The following is a 14,034-nucleotide window of genomic DNA, read 5'->3' as shown; positions in this document are numbered from 1 at the left end:
TTCGGGATCGGCTGATCTGCTTTTTTAGTGCCAATCTGCATCTGTTGCGCCGCTGCCAACAAAGCCATAGTCGAAACCTTTTGCCACGCACTGAGGAGCTGTCGTCATGATTTCTGACCTGCCGTCAATGGAGCGCCGCCGATGATTCTCAAGGGCCTGACCTGGCTGGTGCTGCTGCAACTGTTCGGCAACCTGATCAATCTGGTGCTGCTGCCGGCATTGCCTGGGCCAATCATCGGCATGCTGTTGCTGTTTGGCCTCCTGTTGCTGCGCCGCAGCATTCCCGAGTCGCTGGAGAAGACCGCGGCGCTGCTGCTGCAGTACCTGCCGCTGCTGCTCATCGTGCCCGCCGCCGGAATCATGACCAGCGGCGCCGCGCTGCTGGATGACCTGCCTGCCATCGCCGCCGGGCTGGTGCTGTCGTTGCTGATCACCGTGCCGTTCTGCGGCTGGCTGATGCAGCGACTGATTCGCCGGCTCGATCTCAAGCGGGAGGATCAGGCATGACGGTTCTCGACTGGCGCACGGCCTGGGCGGCCGTCGTGGTGCATCCGCTGTTCGCCGTGGCGCTGACGCTGATCGCTTTCAAACTCGCGCTGATGCTCTATCGGCGTAGCGGCTGGTTGGTTCTGCAGCCGGTGATGATCGGCATGCTGCTGGTAGTCGGCACGCTCACCCTGGTGGATTTGGAGTACGCGCGCTACCGCGAGGGTGCCTCGTTGATCGCCATGTTGCTGGGGCCTGCAACCGTGGCGCTGGCGGTGCCGCTGCATCGTCACCTCAAGCGGATTCAGCAATTGTTCTGGCCGATCGTCATTACCCTGGCTGTGGGCGGCGTGCTCAGCGTGGTGCTGACGCTGGTGATCGCCTGGGCGCTGGGCGCGCAGCTGCCGGTGCTGATGAGCCTGGCGCCGAAGTCGGCGACCATGCCCATCGCCATGCTGGTGGCCGAGCAGCTCGGTGGACTGGCCTCGCTGGCGGCGGTGTTCGTCATGCTCACCGGCGTTATCGGCACCGCGTTGGGGCCGCTGTTGCTGCGCTGGGCAGGTGTCGAGCATCCCGCCGCGCGGGGCCTCAGCTATGGCATCAACGCGCATGCCATCGGTACGGCGAGGGCGTTGGAAGAGGGTGACGAATGCGGCGCTTTCGCCGCGCTGGGCATGAGTCTGCTGGGCATCCTGATCGCGCTGCTGCTGCCCTTTGCCCTGGGCTGATGCGCGGCGCTGCCGAAAGTAGGTGAACCGGACGGATTCCGGGCCCTTCAGCCTTCACGCACCACTGGCTAGCACTCCGTCCGCCCGGTTAGAGTAGGCAGCGGTCGCTTGACCGTGCACAGGGTGCAAACATGAAATTGCGGATGTTCCAGGTCGATGCCTTCACTGCCGAGCGCTTCAGGGGCAATCCCGCGGCAGTGATACCCCTGCAAACCTGGCTGCCGGACGCGCTGATGCAAGCCATCGCCGCCGAAAACAATCTTTCTGAAACGGCCTTTTTCGTACGCGAAGCGGACGGGGCGTTTCACATCCGCTGGTTTTCGCCACTGACTGAAATCGACTTCTGCGGCCATGCCACGCTGGCCAGCGCCTTTGTGCTGCTGGAAGCGGGCCTGGCTCAGGCACCGCTGACCTTCCGCGCCGCCGCTGTGGGTGACTTGGCGGTGCAGCGACGGGCTGATGGCATGCTGGAAATGAGCTTCCCCAACCGCGCGCCGGAACCGGTTGCCGAACCGCCGGCGGCATTGTTGCAGGGGCTTGGGTGCGAGCCGGAAGCGGTGCTGTGCAGTCCGCAGGCATGGTTCGCCGTCTACCGTGACGAGCGCGAGGTCAGGGCGCTGGCGCCCGATCTGCAGGCGCTGCGCACGCTGGCGCCACTGGATGTGGTAGTGACCGCGCCGGGACGCGAGCAGGATTTCGCCTCCCGTTATTTCTGGCCAGCCAACGGCGGCGACGAGGACCCGGTCACCGGCTCCATCCATGCCGGGCTTGCGCCGTACTGGGCCGAGCGGCTGGGGCGTAACGAGCTGGTGGCGCTGCAGGCGTCGAAACGTAGCGGCATCCTGCACTGCCGGGTCGAAGCGGATCGTGTGATGGTGGCCGGGCAGGCCGTGCTTTATCTCGACGGCACCATCGAACTTTAAAAATTGTCTTCAACCCATTGCGATCGGCTTTCACAGGCGGCGCGATGGGTGTGCCTGTGTGTGGCTGATCGGTTCTAACGAATGGGGTTGCGGAACGTGATGATGAAAAGGCTGTTGCCGTTTGTCCTGCTTGCCAGCGCGATGGGCTCGTTCGCCAGTGCGGCACAGCCCGCGTTGCCGCTGGATGACCGGCAGGCGCTGATCGAAACCCTGCTCGAGCGCATGACCCTGGTGGAGAAGATCGGCCAGCTGCGGCTGATCAGCATCGGTGGTGACATGCCGCGCGAGCGGATCGTCGAGGAGATCGCTGCCGGACGCATTGGCGCCACCTTCAATTCGGTCACCCGCGCCGACAACCGCCCCATGCAGGATGCGGCGCTGCGCAGTCGCCTGGGCGTTCCGATCTTTTTCGCCTACGACGTCATTCACGGCCACCGCACCATCTTCCCGATCAGCCTGGCGCTGGCGTCGAGCTGGGATCTCGAGGCCATCGCCCTTAGCGGTCGCGTGTCGGCCATCGAGGCCAGCGCCGACGGCCTGGACCTGACATTTGCACCGATGGTCGACATCACCCGTGATCCGCGCTGGGGCCGGACCTCCGAAGGCTTCGGCGAAGATCCCTACCTGGTATCGCAGATCGCCGGCACGCTGGTGCGCGCCTATCAGGGTGAGCGCCTGAGCGCCGCGGACAGCGTGATGGCCAGCGTCAAGCACTTCGCCCTGTACGGCGCGGTGGAAGGGGGCCGCGACTACAACGTGGTCGACATGAGTCCGCAGCGTATGCATCAGGATTATCTACCGCCATACCGTGCCGCGGTGGACGCCGGCGCAGGCGGCGTGATGATCGCGCTGAACACCGTCAACGGCATGCCGGCCAGCGCCAACCGCTGGCTGTTGCGCGACCTGCTGCGCGACGACTGGGGCTTCCGTGGGCTGAACATCAGCGACCACGGCGCCATCGACGAACTGCTGCGCCACGGCGTGGCCCGCGACGGGCGCGAGGCTGCGCGCCTGGCGATCGAGGCGGGTATCGATCTGAGCATGCATGACTCGCTTTATCTGCAGGAACTGCCGGGGCTGGTCGAGCGCGGTGAGGTGCCGATCGAGCTGATCGACCAGGCCGTGGGGCGTGTGCTCGGTGCCAAGTACGACCTCGGCCTGTTCCATGATCCTCATCGGCGTATCGGCAAGGCGGCGGACGATCCCGTCGAGGTCAATGCCGAAATCCGCCTGCATCGCCAGGCGGCAAGGCAAGTGGCGCGCGACTCGCTGGTCCTGCTGGAGAACCGTCAGCAGACGCTGCCACTGCGCAAGGACGCGACCATCGCGCTGGTCGGCCCGCTGGCCGATTCCCACGTTGACATGCTCGGCAGCTGGTCGGCGGCCGGTGTGGCGGCACAGACGGTGACGCTGCGCCAGGGACTCGAGGCTGCAGTGGGCGATTCCGGCCGGGTCGTTCATGCCCGTGGCGCGAACGTCACCGACGATCCGCGACTGATCGAGTACCTGAACTTTCTCAACTGGGATCGCCCGGAAGTGACGCAGGACCCGCGCCTGCCGCAGGCGATGATCGACGAGGCCGTGCGTGCCGCGCGCGAGGCTAACGTGATCGTTGCTGCGGTGGGCGAGTCACGTGGCATGTCCCACGAATCCTCTAGCCGTACCAGTCTCACGCTGCCGGCCAGCCAGCAGGCACTGCTCGAAGCGCTGGCTGCCACCGGCAAACCGCTGGTGGTGGTTTTGATGAATGGCCGGCCGCTGCAACTGGGCTGGGTCAAGGACAACGCGGATGCCGTGCTGGAAACCTGGTTCGCCGGCACCGAGGGCGGGCACGCGATTGCCGAGGTGCTGCTCGGTGCGCACAACCCGTCCGGCAAACTGCCGATCTCCTTTCCGCGCTCGGTTGGCCAGATTCCGACCTACTACAACCACCCGCGACTCGGCCGACCCTACGTCGAGGGTCGCCCTGGCAACTACACCTCGCAGTATTTCGAAGAACCCAACGGTGCGCTGTACCCGTTCGGTTATGGCCTGAGCTACACCGAGTTCGAGCTGGCGAAGCCGCAGCTTTCACGACATCAGCTGAAACGCGGCCAGATTCTGGAGGTCAGCGTAACGGTAAAGAACACTGGCGCACGCGCCGGCGCGACGGTAGTGCAGCTGTATCTGCAGGATCTGGTCGGCTCCAGCGTACGTCCGATCAAGGAACTCAAGCGCTTCGAAAAGCTCATGTTAGAGCCAGGCGAGTCGCGGGTAGTGCGCTTTGAACTGGGCGAGGACGATCTGAAGTTTCCTGACGCGCGACTCGACTACGTGGCCGAGCCCGGCGAGTTTGAAGTCCAGTTGGGCCTCGACTCGCGGTCGGTGCAAAGCGTGCGATTCGAGTTGTTGTAAGACTTTTTTCTGTATGGCGATCTGCATCCAGCCCACGACCGCTGCCGCGCTGTAGAGCAAAGCGGCGGAATACGTGGGTTGTAGGCGATCAGAAACAGCGAAGCAGAGCGAACTCTGCACAAACGTGTAATTCGGAGGCGGTGTGTTACGCATTTTTCAATGGAACACGGGGAATCAGCCGGCACGCATGCTGGCCGGTCTGGCGGGTGGCCTGTGCATGCTTATGGCTGGCAGTGCGCTGGCGTTCAGCCTCGACGATGTGGCCAAGCGGGCTCAGGAACTGGCTGCCAGCGGTTACGAGGAGCCGGTGAGCAACCTGCCCGACGAATTCCGCAAGATGGCATTCGCCGACTACCAGCGCGTGCGCTTCAACCCGGAGCATGCCTACTGGAAGGACGTCGAAACCCCGTTCCATCTGCAGTTCTATCACCAGGGCATGCACTTCGACACGCCGGTGCGCATCAATGAAATCACCGCGACGAAAGTGCGCGAGATTCGCTACGACCCGTCGATGTTCGAGTTCGGCGGTGTCGACATCGACCCGGCCTCGCTGGAGGGGCTGGGCTTCGCCGGCTTCAAGGTGCTCTATCCGCTGAACAAGAAGGACAAGCAGGACGAGGTGATGACCCTGCTCGGCGCCAGCTACTTCCGCATCATCGGCAAGGGCCAGTGGTACGGGCTCTCCGCGCGCGGGCTGGCGGTCGACACGGCACTACCAGTGGGCGAGGAGTTCCCGCGGTTCCGCGAATTCTGGGTCGAGCGGCCGCAGGCTGATCGGCGCAACCTGGTGATCTACGCGCTGCTCGATTCGCCGCGCGCCACCGGCGCCTATCGCATGGTGCTGACGCCGGGCAAGGACAGCACGCTGGACGTGCAGGCCAAGGTGTTTCTCCGCGAGCAGGTCGGCAAGCTTGGGATTGCGCCGCTGACCAGCATGTTCCTGTTCGGCGCCAACCAGCCGAGCAATGTCACCAACTTCCGTCCGCAACTGCATGACTCCGAGGGTCTGGCGATTCATGCCGGCAGTGGCGAATGGATCTGGCGTCCGCTGAACAATCCGAAGCGGCTGGCCGTGAGTGCGTTCAGCGTGGAGAACCCGCGCGGCTTCGGGCTGATGCAGCGCACTCGCGATTTCGGCCGTTACGAAGACCTGGACGACCGCTACGAGCTGCGCCCGAGCGGCTGGGTGGAAACCCGCGGCGACTGGGGCAAGGGCCACGTTGAGCTGATCGAGATCCCGACGCCTGACGAGACCAATGACAACATCGTCGCCTTCTGGTCCCCGGAAAAGCAGCCGGAGCCCGGCCAGTCGCTGGATCTGGAATACCGCCTGCACTTTTCCATGGACGAACCGAGCCTGCACGATCCTGAGCTGGCGTGGGTGCAGCAGACCCGTATCTCCACCGGCGACGTCAAGCAGGCCAACCTGATCCGCCAGCCTGACGGCAGCACGGCGCTGGTCGTGGACTTCGTCGGGCCGGTGCTGGAGAAGCTCGCCGAGGATGCGCCGGTCAGCACGCGCGTCAGCGTCGATGACAATGCCGAGCTGGTGGAAAACAACCTGCGCTACAACACCGTCACCAAGGGCTGGCGCCTGACGCTGCGCGTGAAGGTTCGCGACCCGGCGCGCCCGGTCGAGATGCGTGCGGCGCTGGTCGATGGCGACAAGACCCTTTCCGAAACCTGGACCTACCAGATTCCTCCCCATGAATGAGCAGCATGCAGTGAATGGTCTGACGCAAAACTATTGCGACGGCCTGGCATTGAACGAAACCGAGGACCCGGCCAGATACCGGCAGGCGGCCGAGCGGGGCGGCCTGTTCGCGCTGCATGATGAACTGTCTGCCGAGACCAGCGCGCAGCGCAGCCCGTCGCGGCGTCTGCTCGACTCGGTGGTCGCGCGACTGCGGCTGGGCTGGGGCGATCTGTTCGACCGCGCCGGCGTGATCGCCGAGGACCACCAGGGCCGCGCGTATGTGCAGTCGACCCCGCCGATCGTGCGCACACGCATGGTGCCGGAGCCCTGGCATACCAATATTCTGCGCCGCGGTTGGCGCCGGATGCTGGGCCGCACGCCGCCGCGGCGTCACTTCGAGCCCAGTCCGCAGCCGCTCGACGAGGCGCGCTGGCGCCGGGTCGCGGCGCTGCGCCGTGCGGCACTGCTGGTGCTGATGCTCGGCCAGACCGCCTTTGCCACCTGGCAGATGAAGGCGGTGCTGCCTTACCAGGGCTGGTTCCTGGTCGACATGCAGGAAGTGTTCGTCCAGCCGCTGTCCGAATCGGCCCGGCAGATCCTTCCCTATGTGGTGCAGACCAGCATCCTGCTGCTCTTCGCACTGCTGTTCTGCTGGGTCTCGGTGGGCTTCTGGACCGCGCTGATGGGCTTCTTCCAGCTACTTCGCGGCAAGGACCGTTACAGCATCTCGGCCAGCAGCCCCGGCACCGAACCGATACCGGCCGAGGCGCGTACGGCGCTGGTGATGCCGATTGCCAACGAGGACGTGCCGCGTGTGTTCGCCGGCCTGCGCGCGACTTACGAGTCGCTCAAGGCAACCGGTGAGCTCGAGCATTTCGACATCTTCGTGCTCAGCGACAGCAACGACCCGGACACCTGTGTTGCCGAGCAGAAGGCCTGGGTCGAGTTGTGCCGTGCGGTGGATGGCTTCGGCCACATCTTCTACCGTCGCCGCCGTCGTCGGGTGAAGCGCAAGAGCGGCAACATCGACGACTTCTGTCGTCGCTGGGGCAGTAGCTACCGCTACATGGTGGTGCTGGACGCCGACAGCGTGATGAGTGGCGAATGTCTGACCAGCCTGGTGCGATTGATGGAGGCCAATCCCAACGCCGGCATCATCCAGACTGCGCCCAAGGCGTCGGGCATGGACACGCTCTATGCGCGGCTGCAGCAGTTCGCCACGCGCGTCTACGGACCGCTGTTCACCGCCGGGCTCAACTTCTGGCAGCTGGGTGAATCGCATTACTGGGGCCATAACGCGATCATTCGCGTGAAGCCGTTCATCGAGCACTGCGCGCTGGCGCCGTTGCCCGGCACCGGTTCGTTCGCCGGCGCGATCCTCTCCCACGACTTCGTCGAAGCCGCGCTGATGCGCCGTGCCGGCTGGGGCGTGTGGATCGCCTATGACCTGCCGGGCAGCTACGAGGAACTGCCGCCGAACCTGCTCGACGAGCTCAAGCGCGACCGCCGCTGGTGCCACGGCAACCTGATGAACTTCCGTCTGTTCATGGTGCGTGGCGTGCATACGGTGCATCGCCTGGTGTTCCTCACCGGGGTGATGTCCTACCTGTCGGCGCCGCTGTGGTTCCTCTTCCTGCTGCTGTCCACCGGCCTGCTGGCGATCCATACGCTGATGGAGCCGGAGTACTTCCTGCAGCCGAACCAGCTCTACCCGCTGTGGCCACGCTGGCATCCGGAGGAGGCCATCGCGCTGTTCTCGGCGACCATGACGCTGCTGTTCCTGCCCAAGTTGCTCAGTGTGCTGCTGGTCTGCATCCAGGGCGCGCAGGCCTATGGCGGGCGGCTGCGGGTGGTGTTGTCGATGCTGATCGAAACGCTGTTCTCGGTGCTGCTGGCGCCGGTGCGCATGCTCTTTCACAGCGTGTTCGTCACCGCGGCGTTCCTCGGCTGGTCGGTGCAGTGGAAATCGCCGCAGCGCGGCGATGACGCCACGCCCTGGGGCGAGGCGCTGCGTCGGCATGGTTCGCAGATCGTCATCGGCGTGCTCTGGACGGCCCTGGTTGCCTGGCTGGATGCGGCCTTTCTCTGGTGGCTGGCGCCAATCGTGGTGTCGCTGATCCTCTCGGCGCCGGTTTCGGTGATCACCAGCCGTACCGGTCTCGGCCTGGCCGCGCGGCGCAGCAAGCTGTTCCTGATCCCGGAGGAATACGCACCGCCCACCGAGCTGGCCAATACCGACCTGTACCAGCAGCAGAACCAGGCGGTTGCCTTGCGCCATGGCTTCCTCGTGGCGGTGGTCGATCCGCTGTACAACGCGCTGGTCTGTGCCATGGCGCGCGCCCGGCATGCCAGGGTGGTCACTGGCGCCGAGCGTTTGCGCGAGCAGCGCCTCGGTCAGGTGCTGGCGGTCGGCCCGGACGGCGCGGATGCCGAGGCGGCGCGCTGGCGCCTGCTGAACGATCCGGATGGCATGGCGCTGTTGCACCGTCACGCCTGGGAAGATCCGGCCGGGGCCGTCTGGCTGGCACGCTACCGCGAGCAGTATCCCCACGGCGTGGCGCGCCCGGACCTCGCGGGCGAGGCCTGATACGCGCGACTTTCTGGCGGTCCGCAGGGCCGCCAGAAAGGGCGATCAGTCGTCGCGCGTCAGCACTTCCAGCAGTTCGATCTCGAAGTGCAGATCCGAATTGGGCGGGATATGCGCGCCGACCTGGCGTTCGCCATAGCCCAGCTGCGCCGGCACGAACAGCCGCCGCTTGCCGCCGACCCGCATGCCCATCAGCCCGATGTCCCAGCCCTTGATCACCCGGCCGGTGCCGATGACGCACTGGAAGGGTTTGCCGCGCGCGTAAGAACTGTCGAACTCCGTCCCATCGCTCAGCGTGCCGCGGTACTGGGTGGTGATCAGCGCGCCCTTGACCACCGCCTTACCGTCGCCGAGCTGAATGTCTTCGACCCGCAATTCATCGTTCATTCATGCGCTTCCTGAAAGCTGAAAAAAGGGAGCGCTTTGTCGCAGGTAAACGCGCTGCGGGCAATAGACCCGGCCGCCGCGCCGCTTTCACCGGGATAGTCGACCTGCCTGATTATCGATTTATTCGATAGTTATTGGCGGAAAATTGCAGACATTGTTGATCGGATTGAATGGATCATCTCCCTCATTCGCCGGGTTGCCCGGTGTCCCATCTGCGGAGAGCGAGATGATCGAACGACGTCCATATGCCCAGCTTGGTCATGCGCAGCACGGCTGGCTGAACGCGCGCCACCATTTTTCCTTTGCCGATTATCACGATGTCGAGCGCATGCGCTGGGGCCGCCTGCGCGTCTGGAACGACGACAGCATCGCGCCGCAATCGGGCTTCGAGCCGCACTCGCACCGCGACATGGAAATCATCACCTATGTCCGCCAGGGCGCCATCACTCATGAAGACAGCCTCGGTAACCGCGGCCGTACCGTCGCCGGCGATGTGCAGGTGATGAGCGCCGGCACCGGCATCGTGCACAGCGAGTACAACCTGGAAGACGTGGAAACGCGCATCTTCCAGATCTGGATTCACCCGCAGCAGACCGGCCTGCCGCCGGCCTGGGGCACTCGCCAGTTCCCCAGCGGCGAGCGCGCTGGCGCCTTCGTCACGCTCGCCAGTGGTCTGCCCGGCGATGACGAGGCGCTGCCGATTCGTGCCGAGGCCCGCCTGGCAGCGGCTACGCTTGCAGCAGGGCAGAGCGCTGACTACGAAATTGGCGCCGGGCACCGGGTGTATCTGGTGCCTGCCAGCGGCCAGATCGAAATCAACGGACTTGCGGTCGCCGCGGGCGATGGCGTGGCCGTGCGCGACGAGGCGCGGCTGAGCATCAGAGCCGTGACCGACAGCGAAGTCATCCTGGTCGAGTCGCTCTGACGCCCCGCGTCGGAACGACCCGCCTGGTGCGTTATCCCATCCACGACTTTATTCAGACTTACCCACCGAAAGAGGAAAGCAAGATGGCGAAGATTCTCGTGCTCTATCACTCGATGTACGGCCACATCGAAACCATGGCCAATGCCGTCGCCGAAGGTGCGCGCCGCGTCCCGGGCGTCGAGGTCACGATCAAGCGCGTGCCGGAAACCATGCCGGAAGACGCCTTCCGCAACGCCGGCGGCAAGGTCGATCAGCCAGCCGACATCGCCGATCCGAACGAGCTGCCGAACTACGACGGCATCATCTTTGGCACCCCGACCCGCTTCGGCAACATGTCCGGGCAGATGCGCAACTTCCTCGACCGCACCGGCGGCCTGTGGGCCAAGGGCGCGCTGCACGGCAAGGTCGCCAGCGTGTTCGCCTCGACCGGCACCGGCGGCGGGCAGGAGATGACCATCACCTCGACCTGGACCACCCTGGCGCACCACGGCATGGTCATCGTGCCGACCGGTTATGGCATCAGCGAGTTCTTCGATATCTCCGAAACCAACGGTGGCACGCCCTACGGCGCCACGACCATCGCCGGTGGCGACGGCTCGCGCCAGCCTTCGGAGAAGGAACTGGCCATCGCGCGCTACCAGGGCGAGCATGTGGCGAAGATCACCAGCAAGCTCAAGGGCTGACGAACGACGCAGTACCTACGCTGGGGCCCGCCCGGGCTCCAGCAACAGGCCATACATCAGTTCGTCGACGAAGCCGTCGTCGCTGCTGCGCTTGTAGGCGGCGCGCTGCGTGCCTTCGTGAACAAAGCCGAAACGCTCGTAGAAGGCGATGGCCCGCGGGTTGTCCGCCTCCACTGTCAATTCCACGCGCCGAATGCCGCTGGCGGCCAGCCGGTCGAGGGCGTCCTGCATCATCCGTCGCGCCAGGCCGCTGCCCCTGACCTCGGGCGCGACGGCCAGGGTGCCGAGGTAGGCCACATGGGCGGCGCGGCCCAGATGGCGCTGCACCTTGTAGAAGCCCTGCACCACGCCAGCGTCTTCGAAAACATAGAAACCGGCGCTTTCGAACAACGGCTCGAAGACCTTGCCGAAGTGCTCGCGCGGCATGGGATCGAAGCCCAGGTAGGGCACCACGTCCGGGTGCATGTAGATGTCGTAGACCCGCTGTTGGTCGGCGGGGGTAGCAAGGCGGCGCATGGGGTTCTCCGATCGGGCGCGGCCTCCAGCATAGCCGGAGCGCGGCAGATACTGCGCTGTATCAGTCAGCGCGCGGCGATTGAGGTGATAATGGCCGCCGCTCATCTCCCTCCTCAGCCAAGGACATCGCCCCGTGGTGCTATTTGAGATCGTTCCGCTCAGCCCCGAAACCTATCGCCAGCAAACCCGGCGCAGCACCCTGATCGTCGCGGTGACCTTTGCCGTGCTCGCCATGGGCTTGTCGACCTTGGCCGTGGCACTGTTCGGTGAGCCCGGTGGCGACAACCTGCGGCTGAATATCGTCGGGGTGGCAGTTGGGTTAGCGCTGACGATCGGAATTGTCAGGTGGCTTTACTGGCAGCAGCCGTGGATGGCGGCGGCGGTGTACGGCTGGAAGCTCAAGCGCAGCCTGATGCGCGTGACCAACATGATGCACCAGGTCAAGGCCGGCGTAAGTGCGGGCGACCCGGATGCGATGAAGCTGCTGCGCTTCTATCACCTGGGGCTGACGCAGATGCACCAGCTCGATGGCAACCTCACCGGCCTCAGCGATTCGGTCGCCGAGATCGATCGTCATCGCGAGGCGATGGAGGCGCGGAGCATGGATACCGACCAGCCACGCCTGGAGTCGGGTTGGCTGGAGCGAGTCGGACAGATCGAGGCGAAGCGCTGAGGCGCGCGGTCTGAAGGCGAATTGTCCCGTGCTACGCATCAATGCACGTGGCGGCTACCGTCCGGGTGGTGGTGTACATCGGCTTCCGGTGCTGCTTCTGATTGCGCCGGCGCATGGCCGTCGTGCGCACCTTGATGATGGTCCGCGCCTGCCGGCTGCTGATCGGCGGCAGGAGCGGGGTGCTGGCCGCTGTGATCGTGCATGTCCGATTCACCGCCACCGTGCTGGTGGCCGTCACTAGAGTCCACTAGCGTCTGGTATTCCAGCGGGGTGAGTGAGGGCAGTTGTTCGACGAAGGCGACCAGCGACCAGATGTAGCGGTCCTCCATGAACTTGCCCCACGCCGGCATGCCGGTGGACTTGAGTCCATGCTTGATGACCCAGAAAGTCGCGGCCGGGTCGTTGTCGTGGGAGTCCTCGGCAAGCGTTGGGGGCGCGGGGTAGAGGCCCTGGCTCAGTTCGGTCGGCTCGACGCCGGGCGCCAGGTGGCAACCGACGCACATGGCCGCGTAGTTGCCCGCCCCGGAACGAATCTGCTCCGCAGACCCCAGCGTCGGCACTTCGAGGTCGCGGGCGCGCACGGCCACGGCGCGTTCACGGGTGGTCTCCAGCACGGCGTGCAGTGGCGCGCTGTGCGGGGCGTCCGCGCCGACATCGATGATGCCGGAATACACCACCAGCGCGCCGCCGATTGCAACCAGCAGGGTGCTCAGTGCCAGTGTCGCCAGGACAGTCTTCATACGTGGGGCCTCAGAACCAGAAGCGAATACCGGCTACCAGCTTCGCCTCGCTGACGTCTTCGTCATCGGCACGCAGCAGGTCAGCGGTATTGCCGTAGGCACGGCCCCAGCTGACGCCGACATAAGGCGCGAACTGACGACTTATCTCGTAACGCAGGCGCAGACCGACACTGGCGTCGCTGAGACCGGAACCGACGCCGCGCGCCTGGTCGTTGCGCCCGTGCAGGTTCAGCTCCGCGGTGGGCTGCAGTACCCAGCGCTGGGTCAGCAGGATGTCGTATTCAGCCTCCAGGCGCAGCGCGCTCTGGCCCCTCGCCAAGGAAAGCCGTGGCTTCTGTTTCCAGACCGAACAGTGGCATGCCCTGCACGCCAAAGGCGGCCCAGGTCTGTGGCGAACCAGGCTTGAAGTCCTGGCGCACGCCGGCGACGGTTTCCCACCAGGGGCCGATGGCGTGGCTCCAGAGCAGCTGCAGTTCGGCCTCCTCGGTGTGGCCATTGGTGCGCTCACCCTCGGAGCGGAAGGCGAGGCGGTCGATATCGCCGCCATACCAGCCGGAAAGGTCCCAGGCCAGCGTGCTGCCTTCATCGGCGTCCTGCCATTCCAGCTGATCGGCGAGGAACAGAAAATTGCTGCCGCCCTGATGCATAGAATGAGGCGGCAGGTCGGGAAATGCCGCGGCGCGGTCAGCATCGCTGATCGTAGGAATTGGCGTGCGCGGCTCCTGTCCGGTGCCGACGCCGGTGACTGGCGGGTGAGCCATTGAACTGTGATCCATGCTGCTGTGATCGCGATGATCCATGCCGCCTTGGTTCACAGGCTCATGGTTCATCTGGCTGTGACCCATCTGCCCAGGATCCATCTGGCTGTGGTCCGCTGGCGCAGCGTGCCCGGCGTGTCCGGAATGATCCATGGCCTGCTGCGCCTGGCTCGCCGTCGCAGCCAGTGCGAGGGCGATGGCGACCGGCAGTGTCTTAATGATCATGCGGCTTGCCTTGTTCGGCGCCCTTTGGCAGGTCGTTCTGCATCTTTCCGTTGCCCATGCTGCCGTGGTCCATGTGGTCGGAACCCATGTGCTGGTCGTGCATGTCCTGCATCTTGTCGTGGTCCATGCCCTGCATCATGTCGCCCTGCTTTTGTCCGGGCTTGGGCTGGCTGGCCTGCGGCGCGGCCTGTTCGGCTGGCGCGTTGGCGGGATGATGACCGTCCTGCTCGCTTTGCGCGTAGGCGGCGTTGAGGCTGAGAGCGGCGGCCAGGCCGAAGGCGAGCAGGGCGGTGCGCTTGATTGTTTTCATGGT

13 protein-coding genes and 1 pseudogene are annotated in these 14,034 nt (G+C 65.1%); 9 read left to right on the top strand and 5 right to left on the bottom strand.

The annotated features are described in order from the left end of the window. Nucleotides 1–141 precede the first annotated feature (141 nt). From LW136_RS15320 to mdoH, 6 genes are all read left to right on the top strand, one after another. Entirely contained in the window at nt 142–507 is a 366-nt protein-coding gene (locus LW136_RS15320; RefSeq protein ID WP_023446782.1) for a CidA/LrgA family protein, read from the top strand. Then, a complete protein-coding gene (locus LW136_RS15315) occupies nt 504–1,214 on the top strand; it encodes an LrgB family protein (protein WP_023446781.1) in 711 nt (236 codons plus the stop codon). Before LW136_RS15320 ends, LW136_RS15315 begins: the two co-directional genes overlap by 4 nt. Nucleotides 1,215–1,357: 143 nt before the next feature. Further along, complete coding sequence (locus LW136_RS15310; protein ID WP_023446780.1) at nt 1,358–2,137, top strand: PhzF family phenazine biosynthesis protein; 780 nt, start codon at nt 1,358–1,360, stop codon at nt 2,135–2,137. A 102-nt stretch (nt 2,138–2,239) separates the two neighbouring features. Beyond that, nucleotides 2,240–4,531 (top strand): beta-glucosidase BglX, encoded by a 2,292-nt coding sequence (gene bglX / locus LW136_RS15305; RefSeq protein ID WP_044316250.1) that lies wholly within the window; start codon nt 2,240–2,242, stop codon nt 4,529–4,531. Between the two features lie 187 nt (nt 4,532–4,718). After that, nucleotides 4,719–6,245 (top strand): glucan biosynthesis protein G, encoded by a 1,527-nt coding sequence (locus LW136_RS15300; RefSeq protein WP_023446778.1) that lies wholly within the window; start codon nt 4,719–4,721, stop codon nt 6,243–6,245. Further along, nucleotides 6,238–8,814: a glucans biosynthesis glucosyltransferase MdoH gene (gene mdoH / locus LW136_RS15295; protein ID WP_180982723.1), complete on the top strand. Its 2,577-nt coding sequence runs from the start codon at nt 6,238–6,240 to the stop codon at nt 8,812–8,814. The genes LW136_RS15300 and mdoH overlap by 8 nt, the downstream gene beginning before the upstream one ends. 45 nt (nt 8,815–8,859) lie before the next feature. Here the strand turns inward: mdoH and LW136_RS15290 are convergent, their stop codons facing one another. After that, a complete protein-coding gene (locus LW136_RS15290; protein WP_041014525.1) occupies nt 8,860–9,201 on the bottom strand; it encodes an FKBP-type peptidyl-prolyl cis-trans isomerase in 342 nt (113 codons plus the stop codon). A gap of 226 nt (nt 9,202–9,427) precedes the next feature. On the opposite strand from LW136_RS15290, the gene LW136_RS15285 reads away from it, so the two are divergent. Next, entirely contained in the window at nt 9,428–10,126 is a 699-nt protein-coding gene (locus LW136_RS15285; protein WP_041014524.1) for a pirin family protein, read from the top strand. 83 nt (nt 10,127–10,209) lie between these two features. Then, nucleotides 10,210–10,809 (top strand): NAD(P)H:quinone oxidoreductase, encoded by a 600-nt coding sequence (wrbA, locus tag LW136_RS15280; RefSeq protein WP_041014523.1) that lies wholly within the window; start codon nt 10,210–10,212, stop codon nt 10,807–10,809. Nucleotides 10,810–10,824: 15 nt separating this feature from the next. Here the strand turns inward: wrbA and LW136_RS15275 are convergent, their stop codons facing one another. Further along, a complete protein-coding gene (locus LW136_RS15275; RefSeq protein WP_041014592.1) occupies nt 10,825–11,325 on the bottom strand; it encodes a GNAT family N-acetyltransferase in 501 nt (166 codons plus the stop codon). 133 nt (nt 11,326–11,458) lie between these two features. On the opposite strand from LW136_RS15275, the gene LW136_RS15270 reads away from it, so the two are divergent. Continuing rightward, nucleotides 11,459–11,998, top strand: coding sequence for a DUF3087 domain-containing protein (locus LW136_RS15270; protein ID WP_041014522.1), 540 nt, complete (start codon nt 11,459–11,461; stop codon nt 11,996–11,998). Nucleotides 11,999–12,036: 38 nt separating this feature from the next. On the opposite strand, the gene LW136_RS15265 is transcribed toward LW136_RS15270, so the two are convergent. From LW136_RS15265 to LW136_RS15255, 3 genes and pseudogenes are all read right to left on the bottom strand, one after another. After that, nucleotides 12,037–12,738 (bottom strand): c-type cytochrome, encoded by a 702-nt coding sequence (locus LW136_RS15265; RefSeq protein WP_041014521.1) that lies wholly within the window; start codon nt 12,736–12,738, stop codon nt 12,037–12,039. Between the two features lie 10 nt (nt 12,739–12,748). Continuing rightward, a pseudogene (locus LW136_RS15260) lies at nt 12,749–13,721 on the bottom strand (copper resistance protein B). Further along, nucleotides 13,711–14,031, bottom strand: a complete 321-nt coding sequence (locus tag LW136_RS15255) for a hypothetical protein (protein ID WP_044314887.1) — start codon at nt 14,029–14,031, stop codon at nt 13,711–13,713. The pseudogene LW136_RS15260 and the gene LW136_RS15255 overlap by 11 nt, the downstream one beginning before the upstream one ends. Between the last annotated feature and the right edge of the window lie 3 nt (nt 14,032–14,034).

It is taken from the genome of Stutzerimonas kunmingensis (assembly GCF_021432085.1).
Lineage (GTDB): Bacteria > Pseudomonadota > Gammaproteobacteria > Pseudomonadales > Pseudomonadaceae > Stutzerimonas.
The sequence above is the reverse complement of the archived record's forward strand: the minus strand, read 5'-3'. Positions and strand labels throughout refer to the sequence as shown.

Coding starts and splice junctions, on each gene's coding strand:
- LW136_RS15320 (WP_023446782.1), top strand. CDS start 142: ATGATTCTCAAGGGCCTGACCTGGCTGGTGCTGCTGCAACTGTTCGGC.
- LW136_RS15315 (WP_023446781.1), top strand. CDS start 504: ATGACGGTTCTCGACTGGCGCACGGCCTGGGCGGCCGTCGTGGTGCAT.
- LW136_RS15310 (WP_023446780.1), top strand. CDS start 1,358: ATGTTCCAGGTCGATGCCTTCACTGCCGAGCGCTTCAGGGGCAATCCC.
- bglX (WP_044316250.1), top strand. CDS start 2,240: ATGAAAAGGCTGTTGCCGTTTGTCCTGCTTGCCAGCGCGATGGGCTCG.
- LW136_RS15300 (WP_023446778.1), top strand. CDS start 4,719: ATGCTGGCCGGTCTGGCGGGTGGCCTGTGCATGCTTATGGCTGGCAGT.
- mdoH (WP_180982723.1), top strand. CDS start 6,238: ATGAATGAGCAGCATGCAGTGAATGGTCTGACGCAAAACTATTGCGAC.
- LW136_RS15290 (WP_041014525.1), bottom strand. CDS start 9,201: ATGAACGATGAATTGCGGGTCGAAGACATTCAGCTCGGCGACGGTAAG.
- LW136_RS15285 (WP_041014524.1), top strand. CDS start 9,428: ATGATCGAACGACGTCCATATGCCCAGCTTGGTCATGCGCAGCACGGC.
- wrbA (WP_041014523.1), top strand. CDS start 10,210: ATGGCGAAGATTCTCGTGCTCTATCACTCGATGTACGGCCACATCGAA.
- LW136_RS15275 (WP_041014592.1), bottom strand. CDS start 11,325: ATGCGCCGCCTTGCTACCCCCGCCGACCAACAGCGGGTCTACGACATC.
- LW136_RS15265 (WP_041014521.1), bottom strand. CDS start 12,738: ATGAAGACTGTCCTGGCGACACTGGCACTGAGCACCCTGCTGGTTGCA.
- LW136_RS15255 (WP_044314887.1), bottom strand. CDS start 14,031: ATGAAAACAATCAAGCGCACCGCCCTGCTCGCCTTCGGCCTGGCCGCC.